The following is an 11,662-nucleotide window of genomic DNA, read 5'->3' as shown; positions in this document are numbered from 1 at the left end:
GGAACTTGCATGTTTACTCCCTGGTCCATAAAGGGCAGGGCAGTCAGAAAAGAATTAAAATTCTTTGGAGACGCTTAAACCAATAACGCGTGGAGAGCCCACAACGCCAGGGGCACCAGTGAGGCTTGTTACGAGCGAAGAATAATACTCCTCGTCAGATAAATTTGTGCCAAAGACACTCACCTCCCAGTCCCTTGCTGAATAAGAAATAGAAGCATTCCATAAGGTGTAGGAGTCGTTGATTGTGTCCGTAGCCGTCTGGTCGAGGTAATGAATCTTGCCGACATGCGTTAAGCCAGCAGTCCAAGATAAGGCATCTGAGAATTGATTAGTGACAGAAAGATTTAGTGTTTGTTCAGGAGCCGAGGGCGCATGTTTACCAGAAAAGTCGTGGAACTCTAAAATCGGTTGTCCTAAGTTATCGTAACCTGAAATTGAGGAACCGGTGTGTTTTTTGATTTTACCATCCGTGATCCCGTATGCACCTTTTAAAAGCCAATTATCGCCAGTATGCGTGAAGAATTCCAACTCGAGCCCTTTAACTTCAACCTTGTCTGCGTTGTCCACGAAGTAGTCAAACGAGCCAGATGGTTTTTCAAACTGGAAATCATCAATTTTATTCCAAAAGACCGCAATACTTGCACCCAGCCTATCATTTTTTTGAAAGAGATTTATCATCAGTTCATTCGCCCAAATTCTTTCCTCAGTAAATGCGATTGGAAAGATAGAGTTACCGTTTATTTCATCCACATAGGCACTGAATCCGCCAGGTTTTTGGGAAAGGGAACTCGTTAGGGAAACCAATGTCTGTTCGTTTAATTGTTTAGAGATTTTTCCAAATGGGGTAACCCAATCATAAGAATGTTCCATGCTCGTCTGATCAACAGGTGGTGAAAATGGAGGGAGGAAAAAATGATACTCATTGGACTTTCCTCTACGAATTTGCTTTTTCTCATGATCGTACCTAAGACCAAGCTCATAACTTGTACTCTCGCCAATGGAATTTGAGATTTTGGCGTGGAGGGCAAATTTATCGTTATCAAAGGAATAAGATGTCTTGGAATTGTAGCTTTGGTAACCAGCGAGATTCGATTCGTTTCCATCGCTTGGCAAAGGTACGAGTCGAGTAGAATCACCCGTAACATCCTCGTTACCAATGCTCAGTCCGATTGACCATGAAAACTCACCAACTTGTCCGTTGGATAATTGTATTTCTTCCCAAATGGTTTCTCTCTCTTCGATTATCTGCGAGGTAGAGCTTAAGTCTGGTCTTAACAAGGACAGACCGGCTAAACCACTGTCCACAAAGTAGAGGTCAATGATAGAAGGATTCAGTTCCCAGGAATTACGAGAAGTTGTAGATTGAATATTACCCCAATCAGAGTCCGTTTTTACAGTCAAATATTGAGAATTCATGGAGATCTTGCCCATCTCTCCGATACCGGAATTTCGGCTGTAAAAGCTGCTGTATTTGGGATTGCCGGACGAAAGTCGGGGGACAAGGGGCTGTGCCCCAAGCTGAAACTCCTCCCAGCTCCCGCCGATGCCGATTTCAATTCCATCCTCGGTGGTAAATTCAAACCCCAAGCGACCATTCCAACTTTCAGATGTTGCATCATTTCCAGCAGGATTAAGGTTGTCTGCGTATCCGTCGCTCTCGCTACGGTTGAGCCCAAAATAATAGGAAGAGTGATCCCCAGTTGGACCATCAGCAAGTACTCGATAGCTCTGGGTATTTAAACTGCCGTAGGATGCGTAGAGTTTAGAGCGGTGGATGTCTCCAGCTTTTCGAGAGGAGACATTAATCACGCCACCGGGGGAATTTTTCCCAAATTGATGCCCATGATAGCCCTTGAAGACTTCAATACTTTCCACTTCAAAGAGGGTATTTGAATAAGTGGCTGTGCTACCTTGTGGAATTCCATCGACATATAGTCCAACAGCTGGGTCACCAAACAACTGAGAGTTACCGATACCCCTTAACGAGATGACATCTCCGTAGGATTGGATTCCGTATGAGTTGATGTAGAGACTTGGGGAAAGGGCAGATAGACTAGAGATTGAGGAAATCTTACCAGATTCAATGCTAGAACCCCTTAGCACGGTGGCTTTGGAAAGGTCTAAGTCTTTGTACTTGAGCCCGTCTACCCGTAAACCCTTAAGCGTTTCAGGACTTTGTCCAAATACGAGGTGAGTAACAACAAAGACATGGGCGACGGAAATAAGTAAAAATTTATGAGCTAATTTGTTCATTTGGCTGAAATTTTAATGGCAATAAGTCTTAATGGATTCAACGAAAATAGACCCCTGAGAGAGACTTTTTTTGCATGAGATACATCAAAATTTTAAAGAAGTAATAATTTCTTCTGCAATGTTTAAGGATGCGGTGGCCGCTGGGGAGGGGGCATTGCAAATATTTACAATCCGGTCGTTATTTTGAATAAGGAAATCATCTACCAGGGCACCAGATAGGCTTACTGCTTGGGCTCGTATGCCAGCAGGAGCGGAGGCAAGGTGCCTGGCCTGAATTTCCGGAACCAATTTTTGTAGGGCCTTGACGAATGCCTGCTTGGAAAAAGAACGCCACATTTCTCCCCAGCCCATTTTCCAGTGCTTCATCGCCATAACCTGAAAACCTGGATAAGTTAAAGACTCAAATAAATCTCTTGGGCTGATATCCCATTTTTCATAAGCTTCACGACCAAATGCCAGCACCGCATTGGGTCCGCACTCCACTCCGCCCTCAATCATGCGGGTAAAATGTACTCCGAGAAAGGGGAATTTGGGGTCGGGTACGGGGTAGATCAAGTGTTTGCACAACTTCTCTGCATCCTTCGATAAAAAATAATATTCTCCTTTGAAGGGAATGATTTTGGCTCCAGGAGTTTGCCCGCCCAGTTTCGTTAGCCGATCAGAATGAAGCCCCGCACAATTAATTAATCTCTGGCAGCAAATGGAAAGCTCGGTCGTTTGTACAACCAGACCGTCTTTCGAACTTTCAATTTCAAGGACTTCTTCACCAAAATGAATTTGATGCGAAGAACCTTTTGTAAGTAATTCGCCAAGCTTTTGACAAACCTGTTCGTAGTTTACAATGCCACATTCTGGAACATGAATCGCTTCTAAACCTGTGGCGTGCGGCTCGATTTCCCGCAATCGTTCACCTGAAATAATCGAGCAATTCACCCCGTTTGCTTTTCCGCGCTCAAGAATAGCTCCAAGTCGTCCCGTTTCGTCTTTATTTGTGGCAACGATTACTTTTCCACATAGTTCGTAATCAATTCCATGTTCGCCACAAAATTGTTCCATGGCTTTTTTACCTAATCGACAATTTTTAGCTTTTAAGGAACCTGGTTTATAGTAAATCCCTGAGTGTAACACCCCAGAATTTCTTCCTGTTTGGTGAGTTGCTAAGCGGTTTTCTTTTTCAAGAAGAACAATTGAACTTTTGGGAAACTTTTGGCTATACCGGTAAGCAGTCGCTAACCCAACAATCCCTCCACCTATAATGCAAATATCCGCCCTGATCATCATCAGAGCGATAGCAAAAAAAGGGGGTTATGGGCAGAAGAAAAATGCGAAAACTAAAAACTGATATATTAGGACTTTTTCCGCCACTCAGCGATTGCAGTTTTGGCGTCTTTAGAAACGTCCCCCCTGCCACTCTTGGTAATGGTGTTTCCTTTTGAATCAACAATTACAAGTGCGGGGATGCCTCGAACCTCAAATTTCTTCTTCAAATTGTTTGCAGCATCCGAACCGTGTGGGAGTGTGTACCATTTCATCCCGTATTTATCCATGTATTTAAGCTGGTCTTTGGATGAGCGGTCGGAGGATACGAAAACAACCTCAAAATCCTTTTCATTGTTGTTACGGAAATCTACTAAAGTGGGGGTGAAGTGACGGCATGGTGGGCACCATTGAGCGGAAAAGTAAATCCCCACGATTTTGTCGCCCAATACACTGGAAGATACCTCATTGCCTTTATTATCGAGTAATTTTGAAGGAAATAATGATTCGCCAGATGTAGATTCTTTGTGGTCATCTCCGTGAAGAACTGGGAAAGACCCAAGCAAAAAAGTGAGTCCAAAAATAAAAAAGCTTTTGTATTTCATGCATTCACAATTCAATGAGCTTATTGATTTTCGCAAATAAATTCTTCAACTTCTTACCAGTTACCTCGATGGGAGCAGGCTTTTTTTCTTGAATCGAGATGGTATTTCTTGAACTAATAATTCCTTTGCAAACCTAACCCAGTAAACTTCAAAGCTCATGAGTCTATCATCTCTTAAACTTCACAATGCAATGTGGCCCGGTCTCGTCGGTAAAGGCGATGGTGAGGGCGAAGAACCTCCCATCAGCTTGGAACGTATGCTCGAGCTTACCGCAGGTGCCGATGTAAACGGTCGAAAATTTGACGGCGTTGATTATTTTCTTTTTCATCCCCACACTGACCCCGAGGCGAGTGACGATGATTTAAAGAAGACGGCAGATCTCATCGCAGGGCATGGCTTTGATGTGGGTTCATTGGTTGCTCCAGTGTGGCCCGGAACGGTCGGTGATTCCGCCATGGGTACCGATGAGCAGCAAGAAAAGTTTTTGGACGCCGTAAAATTGGCCTGCCGTATCGCCAAGGTATTTAACGATCATGGAGTGCGCAAAGGTGGGGTAATTCGGATAGACTCTGCAGAATTTGGAGTCGAACAATGGAAGGCCAACCCTGGAGAGGGTACCGCCCGTATTATTGATACATTTAAAAAGTCAGCCGCTATTGCTGCAGATCACGGCGAGCGCTTGGCCGTAGAAGGTGAGATTTGCTGGGCTGGTATGCACAGTTGGAAAGATGTACTCGATCTATTGGAGGGCGTCGGTATGCCTGAGACCCTTGGGTTTCAGGCGGATCTTGCTCATACATACTTATACCTGATGGGATACAATGCTCCCGAGCATGCTCTTCTACATGACGGATATTCTGAGGATGAATTCTACGCAGCTTATGAGAAAATGACTGATAAGCTTCGTCCATGGACCATCGATTTTCATGTTGCTCAAAATGATGGGCAGGTACACGGAGCCGGTTCACATGACAAAACTGGAAAGCATTGCCCAGCAGATGATCCTAACGGCAAGCTCGATATTACCCGTTGTTCCAGTTACTGGCTGAAAGATTTTCAGGATCGTGGTATGAAGCATATTTGCTGGGACGGATGTATGTTTTCTAACGCCACACTGGAAACTCCAAATACTTGGAATACGATTCTTAAAGCAATGGTTGATGTAGTTTCCGCCTAAAAAATAAGGCTATTTTTTTATAAATGGACGGTTCTTTCGGGGACCGTCCATTTTAGTTTTTGCCCTATGTGAATAAAAAAAATCGTTATTTTAACATTTTTTAATCGAATTGGTCGAATTCCTGAGTAATGGTAGTGATGTGAATGGGTGGTGGGACAATCTATGTGGATTCTTTTATCCATCTGTAAAGTGGTAACCTCAAAAAAGGAATTAAAATGGGAATAACATATAGAGAAGCAAAGAGAATTTTGGATAAACAAGATGAAGCCCGGGATGTCATAAACAGCTACCGCGGCATGGAGACCTTGGGCAAACGCCTGCAATTACGCAATAATCGCGAACTAATTCTCAAACTTTTTGAGATTGAAGATGATGTTGCGATTGTAGAAGTATTTAGTCACCTAAAAGCTCTCTATGAAGAGCAGTGGGGAGACGCCGAAGTAACCGCGCCACCCGAATTTCCCGGCGAGTTGAAGGAAGATGCCAAGGACACAAAATCTTCTTCCACAGATGCTTCTAAAAAGAGTAAAGTTGATGCGGTTCAAAGCGTTCCAGTAACTGCTGGAAACTAAAAATCTACAACCAGACTTGATTTTCCCGCCCAAGTTCGGGTAGGTTATAGATTCTTGAACGTCACATCTAGATTTAAGCAAGCAACCACTTTGTCAGGCAGCATTTTGCTGTCTCATCCTTCTTTACAGGACCCTAACTTTAACAAGAGCGTCGTTTTTTTGTCTAATCACTGTGAAGACGAAGGCACTCTTGGGGTCATTCTCAATCGCCCCCTTGGTAAACAACTTTTCCAACTTGATGATCAATTTAAAAACTTCGCTCTTGGTGAAGCGGAGGTCTTCGATGGCGGTCCAGTTGATAAAGAAAAGTTAATTATTGCTGCTTGGGACTGGAAAGATAACGCCCAAACTTTTCGTTTACATTTTGGTATCGATATTTCCAAAGCAGAATCTCTGCGGGAGGAAAACAAAAATATAAAAATTGCCTGTTTCTTAGGTCATTCAGGTTGGTCTCCGGGGCAGTTGGAGAACGAGCTGAAAGTTGATTCATGGCTGGTGTCCTCACTTAATCTTGGCCTTTTTGAGAAGGTGCATACCCATGCAGATTGTTGGAAAGCAGCAATATCCCGAGTCAGTGATGAAATGAAACTTTTGGCCAATGAGCCAGAAAATCCTTCTTTTAACTAAATTCAATTTTTTTCTGCTTTTATCTCCTCTTGTTCATATTTATCCATTTTTTTACAAGTTGGATAAATTCTTTTACATTTGTTGCTCGTAATCGGGTTTGGCATTCGTTTTGCTAACATATTCATGTCGGCTCGCTACCCGGCACACCGTCTAATCCAGACATTTAAACCCTTAAACCTATGAGTAAGCACAAGTTAGAATATATATGGCTCGACGGCTACAAGCCGACCCAAAGCCTACGCGGTAAAACGTTGATCGTTGAAGATTTCAGTGGGAAGCTGGAAGATGTTAAGCAATGGTCTTTTGATGGATCCTCCACGGAACAAGCTGAAGGCGGTTCCTCGGACTGTCTTTTGGAACCTGTCCATTTGATTGAAGACCCTGATCGTTTCGGAGGAAATGGATGGTTAGTTATGTGTGAAGTCCTTAATCCCGACGGAACACCCCACGAATCTAATGGTCGTGCCACTATTGATGATGATGACCAAGATTTTTGGTTTGGTTTCGAGCAGGAATACACTCTTATCGATCTCGAGACTGATCTGCCATTGGGTTTTCCCCAAGGCGGATACCCTGGGCCACAAGGTCCCTATTACACTTCAGTTGGGGCCCGCAATACCAAAGGACGTGAATTAGTCGACGAACATCTGCACCTTTGCCTTGAAGCCGGTTTAAATGTTGAGGGCATCAACGCCGAGGTGATGATGGGGCAATGGGAGTATCAAATATTTGCCAAAGGAGCAAAGAGTGCAGGTGACCAGATTTGGTTGGCTCGCTACCTTTTGGAGCGCACCGCTGAAACTTACGATATCGCAATTGATTTGCACCCTAAACCCATTAAAGGAGATTGGAACGGTTCGGGCATGCATGCTAACTTTTCTAACGAAGCAATGCGTGAAGAAGGTGGTGAAGCCTTATTCAAAAAAATCTGTGAAGAATTCGGAAAGAACATTGACCGTCATGTTTCCGTATACGGAGCAGAAAATAATCAACGACTCACCGGCTTGCACGAAACTCAGTCAATTGACAAATTCAGTTACGGGGTTTCCGATCGTGGGGCTTCCATTCGTATTCCAGTTGGTACAATTCAGGACGGTTGGAAAGGTCGTTTGGAGGATCGTAGACCGGCATCTAACGGTGATCCTTACAGAATTGCTGCGGCCATCATCAAAACAACCAAGGAAGCATTGTCCTAATTGTTTTTCAGGTCTTAATTTTAAAAAAGGCGGTGAAGAAATTCATCGCCTTTTTTATTTTCTTTTTTTCATGACCACTGCAAATTGATCACCATTTTTTTTAAAAAAACGTAAGACAAGGATGAAATGATTGGTTTGCGAATAAACCTTTGTGATCCGCTTACCGTTTTCAATCCACGAAGCTTCCACGCCTTGTGCTTTTTTGCTCATTAATTTCCCATATCTTTCAACAGTTCCTTCAGATCCGTGAACATCTACAAGACTCCACCCTTGGTCCTGCCAATCCTTGACAACCTCAGGTGCAGATGGGGCACAAGCCAATAGTAGGCAAAAAGCAGTACTAGCCAGGATTTTGGTTACTAACTTCGACCGCAGTTGTTTAAATACTTCAGGCATAGATGGGACTACGGGAAAAAAATCGGTCAAATATTTGCATCTTCTAGATGTTTGAGTTTTTTTAAGGTGTGGATGTAAGCGATATGCCAAACTGGCAACTGTGGGTATTCCGAATACTCGCACTATCTTTTTCGTCTCTACTTTGCAAGGTTACCTCGTTTTACCAGGCTTGCTTTTCACCTTTTTGTCTAACCTACAAGCACTCCTGCGGGAGGAGTGTTCAAACAATAACGCAACGAAAGGAATGAAATTATGATCAATTCCATGAGATGGGAATATCAAACTGTACCTGCTACGACGACTTGCCTGTCAAGTTGGCGAAGTCCACCGACCAGAACTTCTGAACTTTTAATAAATACAGAATTTTGTGGTTCAAAAGTGCCATTGTTTTCAAATTTTTTTGTATCGTTGTTAGTTGATCAAAAGAAGGGAAGTTGAAATGAAAATTTGCAGTAAACCAATACGGAAGAAGATTCGTTTAGAAGGTAGGAAGAATTTGGACAATGAGAGTGAAGACTGGAGGCGAAGACCGCGGGTAATCTTGGTCAATCCACGGCATCCTCCCTCGCGAATTTAATTTGATTTCTTCTTCGGTCAACTAGTCGCCCTGACTAGCAAGATAAACAAAAGGCACGCTTAGTTGAATGTCCCTTTAAATTCCGCCGAATTTTATACCTCATTAACTCCCTTGAATTTCTAAGTTCATGGGAGTTTTTTTATTGGTGAGTTATTTGAACACGTTCACATTTATGATACCCCTAAAAGGTATCTGTAACTTGCCAAGTATTCTTATTCTTGCATCATTCAAAAATGCTTCCCTTTATTCTTCTTTCCAGTTCGCTGATTTTTCTTTTTGCCTATCGATTATACGGGAAGTTCCTTAGCAATAGGTGCGGGTTGGATGATTCTCGGGAAACTCCAGCTAAGTCACAAGAAGACGGAGTTGATTATTCTCCTACCCGGGCATCCGTTCTTTTCGGGCACCATTTTTCATCCATTGCGGGGGCGGGCCCTATTGTTGGTCCTATTCTTGCCGCCACTTATTTCGGGTGGGGACCTACCTGGATATGGATATTAGTGGGGGCGATTTTTGTCGGAGGTGTGCATGATTTTGGCAGTGCTTTCATGTCCCTGAGGAACCAAGGACGTTCCATTGCTGATGTGATGAAAGGATTGGTCGGGGAGCGGGCAGGCAAACTCTTTCTAATCTTTGTCCTTTTTGCCTTGGTCTATGTAATTATCGTATTTCTTGACCTAACCGCCAATACCTTTACCAAGCAACCAGCAGTGGCAACGGCTTCTGGTTGGTTCATCTTAGTGGCCGTGGTCTTTGGACTATTGCTCCGTTCGGGAAGATTCTCGCTGTCTCAACTTGCTTGGATCTTTTTTCCGCTTACCTTTTTGGGGCTGGGTATCGGACATTATTTCCCCATGATATCTCTCTCTAAAGATACATGGATTGGAATTACCTTGGCCTATTGCTTTTGTGCTGCGGTTTTACCTGTAGGGATATTATTGCAACCTCGTGATTTTTTGAGTGCGGGTTTTCTCTACGCAATCTTGGCACTTGGGGCAGTTGGAATGTTAACTGCCGGAGAATCTCTTCAACTCCCTGCCTTTATAGCTTGGGAGTCAGAAAAACTTGGTATGCTGGTGCCATTTCTTTTTATCACGGTTGCATGTGGTGCCTGCAGTGGCTTTCACAGCATTGTGGCTAGTGGTACAACTTCCAAACAAATCCGCCAGGAAAGCGATACTCGTCGGGTTACCTATGGATCAATGTTGCTGGAAGGCGTACTTGCGGTTTTTGCTCTTGCTTGTGTGGCTGTTTTAACGGTCGGGGAAAGGGAGAGTGGGGGAACTCCCGTTGCCATTTTTGCAACCGGTGCATCTAAGTTTTTTGCCGCTTTGGGAATACCTGCCAAAATTGGCGTGGAATTCGCCATGCTTGCAATTAGCACCTTTTTACTAACAACGCTAGATACCTGTACACGCCTGACTCGTTTTTTGATCGAAGAACTTTTTTCCTGGAGAAACCAGGCAAGTCGATACCTTGGAACGGTTGGAGCCCTCCTCCTTCCTGCTCTTTTGGTTTTTCAATCTTTTCCTGGTCCTGATGGTCAGCTCATGCCGGTCTGGAAAGCAATATGGCCCTTATTTGGAGCAACCAATCAATTGCTTGCTGCCTTTGCTTTGCTTACCTTTGTTGTATTCCTGAAGGTTCGAGGAACCGCGTTTGGATTTGCCTTATGGCCAGCGATTTTAATGATTATCATGCCTATGATCGCCTTGGTGTGGATGGCATTTACGAATGGATTGAATTCGTTGATTGGAGGAACCTCGGTGGCTATGATTATTTTAGGGTGCTACCTTACCTTAGTTTCCTGGAAAGCAGTTCGCTCGGATCATTGAGCAAGCAGGGCACTCCTCTTTTTAGATTTATTTAAAGAACAAAGTCCGGAGCTTTTTCTTCCTCTTGTTCCCCGCCCTTAAAGTTTAGGGCAGCTTGTATAGTTGCCTTTAATTTATCGGGAGGACAGGGCTTGTTGAGTATTTTAAAAAGTAAGCCGGACTGTACGGCTTCAGCACCTCCAAATTCAAAGTCGGCATGACCAGTTAGTAAAATACACATGGTTTCAGGGTTACTCTCTTTGATAGTTCTCAAGAGTGTGGCACCATCCATTTTGGGCATGCGCATGTCCGAAACTACAACGGGAAAATGTCCCTGTGCATTTATAATCTCGATTGCCTCATAGGGACCATTTGCGACTGTCACTGCAAAGGTTCTACCAAGATTCAATTTGATCCCACGAAGAATAGATTCTTCATCATCTACAAATAGAATCCTTTCATTCATATATCTTTTGAATCATAGTAGATTTACGAATGCAAGGACTACATTTTGCAAAAAAAATATCCTCTGACGCAAAAAATTAGAAAGTCTGGTTAAGGAATAGAATTTATTATCGATTCTTCATCAGAAGATTGTTATGACTAACTCATGAATGCCCGAGTGGCGGAATGGTAGACGCTGCGGACTTAAAATCCGTTTCACCTAGTGAGTGTGGGTTCAAGTCCCACCTCGGGCACTCTTTTGCATTAAGCTGCAAAAGCTTGTAAGGTCAGTAAATATCTGTGCTTTAACCATTATTTTTCTTAGTTAATGCACATAGCTACAAAACAGGTTTTGTTGCCTTGTTGTAAGAATGGGCACCTATTAGTAAAAAAGAGATGGTTGCCAATGTTATATCTAAGGGTTCTTCCTTGGGACTTTCAGTTCCTAAAAAAAAACGATAGGAAAATGTGGCAGAGAACAATGTTATCCACACCATCCAAAGTTGAATTTTAATTGGATTCATACACCACGCAAACCTGATTGGTGCTGCATAGCAAACGCGAAAGTCGAGAGTATGGTAATATTCTGTAGCTTTGCTTGCACCCTAATTCTTGTCTTCATGGAATTCGATGTGTAAAAGAATATGCATGTGTTTTCGGGCTCTTCATTTTGGACTTATTATTATGGCAAGCGTTATGGGTATGATTTGCCTTGCTGAGGAATCATTGATTCCGGAAGACCCC

The 11,662-nt window shown here is 43.3% G+C and carries 10 protein-coding genes and 1 tRNA gene; 6 read left to right on the top strand and 5 right to left on the bottom strand.

The genetic code is table 11. The features are described 5' to 3' along the window. Window positions 1-54 precede the first annotated feature (54 nt). The 3 genes from ACKPQ4_RS02980 to ACKPQ4_RS02970 all read right to left on the bottom strand — a co-directional run bounded on the left by ACKPQ4_RS02980 (window position 55) and on the right by ACKPQ4_RS02970 (window position 4,115). Window positions 55-2,253 (bottom strand): TonB-dependent receptor, encoded by a 2,199-nt coding sequence (locus ACKPQ4_RS02980; RefSeq protein ID WP_407679725.1) that lies wholly within the window; start codon window positions 2,251-2,253, stop codon window positions 55-57. Window positions 2,254-2,337: 84 nt separating this feature from the next. Next, entirely contained in the window at window positions 2,338-3,531 is a 1,194-nt protein-coding gene (lhgO, locus tag ACKPQ4_RS02975) for an L-2-hydroxyglutarate oxidase (protein ID WP_407679726.1), read from the bottom strand. Between the two features lie 68 nt (window positions 3,532-3,599). Next, entirely contained in the window at window positions 3,600-4,115 is a 516-nt protein-coding gene (locus ACKPQ4_RS02970) for a thioredoxin-like domain-containing protein (RefSeq protein WP_407679724.1), read from the bottom strand. Window positions 4,116-4,272: 157 nt separating this feature from the next. On the opposite strand from ACKPQ4_RS02970, the gene ACKPQ4_RS02965 reads away from it, so the two are divergent. The 4 genes from ACKPQ4_RS02965 (at window position 4,273) to ACKPQ4_RS02950 (ending at window position 7,687) form a co-directional block, all read left to right on the top strand. Then, window positions 4,273-5,292 carry a sugar phosphate isomerase/epimerase family protein gene (locus ACKPQ4_RS02965; protein WP_407679723.1) on the top strand — a complete coding sequence of 340 codons (1,020 nt, stop codon included), beginning with the start codon at window positions 4,273-4,275 and terminating at the stop codon, window positions 5,290-5,292. 215 nt (window positions 5,293-5,507) lie between these two features. Next, entirely contained in the window at window positions 5,508-5,864 is a 357-nt protein-coding gene (locus ACKPQ4_RS02960; protein WP_407679722.1) for a hypothetical protein, read from the top strand. A 54-nt stretch (window positions 5,865-5,918) separates the two neighbouring features. Then, on the top strand, window positions 5,919-6,491 hold the full coding sequence (locus tag ACKPQ4_RS02955) for a YqgE/AlgH family protein (protein WP_407679721.1): 573 nt from the start codon (window positions 5,919-5,921) through the stop codon (window positions 6,489-6,491). A 179-nt stretch (window positions 6,492-6,670) separates the two neighbouring features. Then, complete coding sequence (locus ACKPQ4_RS02950; RefSeq protein ID WP_407679720.1) at window positions 6,671-7,687, top strand: glutamine synthetase beta-grasp domain-containing protein; 1,017 nt, start codon at window positions 6,671-6,673, stop codon at window positions 7,685-7,687. Window positions 7,688-7,741: 54 nt separating this feature from the next. On the opposite strand, the gene ACKPQ4_RS02945 is transcribed toward ACKPQ4_RS02950, so the two are convergent. Then, a complete protein-coding gene (locus ACKPQ4_RS02945) occupies window positions 7,742-8,083 on the bottom strand; it encodes a hypothetical protein (RefSeq protein WP_407679719.1) in 342 nt (113 codons plus the stop codon). An 810-nt stretch (window positions 8,084-8,893) separates the two neighbouring features. Here ACKPQ4_RS02945 and ACKPQ4_RS02940 point away from each other — a divergent pair. Continuing rightward, the gene (locus ACKPQ4_RS02940; RefSeq protein WP_407679718.1) at window positions 8,894-10,495 is read left to right on the top strand and encodes a carbon starvation CstA family protein; all 1,602 of its coding nucleotides are present in this window, start codon (window positions 8,894-8,896) and stop codon (window positions 10,493-10,495) included. 31 nt (window positions 10,496-10,526) lie between these two features. Here ACKPQ4_RS02940 and ACKPQ4_RS02935 read toward each other — a convergent pair whose 3' ends face one another. Continuing rightward, a complete protein-coding gene (locus tag ACKPQ4_RS02935; RefSeq protein ID WP_407679717.1) occupies window positions 10,527-10,940 on the bottom strand; it encodes a response regulator in 414 nt (137 codons plus the stop codon). 150 nt (window positions 10,941-11,090) lie between these two features. Here ACKPQ4_RS02935 and ACKPQ4_RS02930 point away from each other — a divergent pair. Beyond that, window positions 11,091-11,172: transfer RNA gene (locus ACKPQ4_RS02930), tRNA-Leu, on the top strand. Window positions 11,173-11,662: the final 490 nt, after the last annotated feature.

The organism is Candidatus Chordibacter forsetii, from assembly GCF_964187505.1.
Taxonomy (GTDB): Bacteria; Verrucomicrobiota; Verrucomicrobiia; order Opitutales; family Seribacteraceae; genus Chordibacter; species Chordibacter forsetii.
Note: the sequence above shows the minus strand (reverse complement) of the source record. Positions and strands in the feature narration are given on the sequence as shown.

What these genes read in the sequence shown, in the direction of transcription:
- ACKPQ4_RS02940 (WP_407679718.1), top strand. Translation starts at nt 8,894, where the DNA reads ATGCTTCCCTTTATTCTTCTTTCCAGTTCGCTGATTTTTCTTTTTGCC.
- lhgO (WP_407679726.1), bottom strand. Translation starts at nt 3,531, where the DNA reads ATGATCAGGGCGGATATTTGCATTATAGGTGGAGGGATTGTTGGGTTA.
- ACKPQ4_RS02965 (WP_407679723.1), top strand. Translation starts at nt 4,273, where the DNA reads ATGAGTCTATCATCTCTTAAACTTCACAATGCAATGTGGCCCGGTCTC.
- ACKPQ4_RS02970 (WP_407679724.1), bottom strand. Translation starts at nt 4,115, where the DNA reads ATGAAATACAAAAGCTTTTTTATTTTTGGACTCACTTTTTTGCTTGGG.
- ACKPQ4_RS02935 (WP_407679717.1), bottom strand. Translation starts at nt 10,940, where the DNA reads ATGAATGAAAGGATTCTATTTGTAGATGATGAAGAATCTATTCTTCGT.
- ACKPQ4_RS02960 (WP_407679722.1), top strand. Translation starts at nt 5,508, where the DNA reads ATGGGAATAACATATAGAGAAGCAAAGAGAATTTTGGATAAACAAGAT.
- ACKPQ4_RS02980 (WP_407679725.1), bottom strand. Translation starts at nt 2,253, where the DNA reads ATGAACAAATTAGCTCATAAATTTTTACTTATTTCCGTCGCCCATGTC.
- ACKPQ4_RS02950 (WP_407679720.1), top strand. Translation starts at nt 6,671, where the DNA reads ATGAGTAAGCACAAGTTAGAATATATATGGCTCGACGGCTACAAGCCG.
- ACKPQ4_RS02945 (WP_407679719.1), bottom strand. Translation starts at nt 8,083, where the DNA reads ATGCCTGAAGTATTTAAACAACTGCGGTCGAAGTTAGTAACCAAAATC.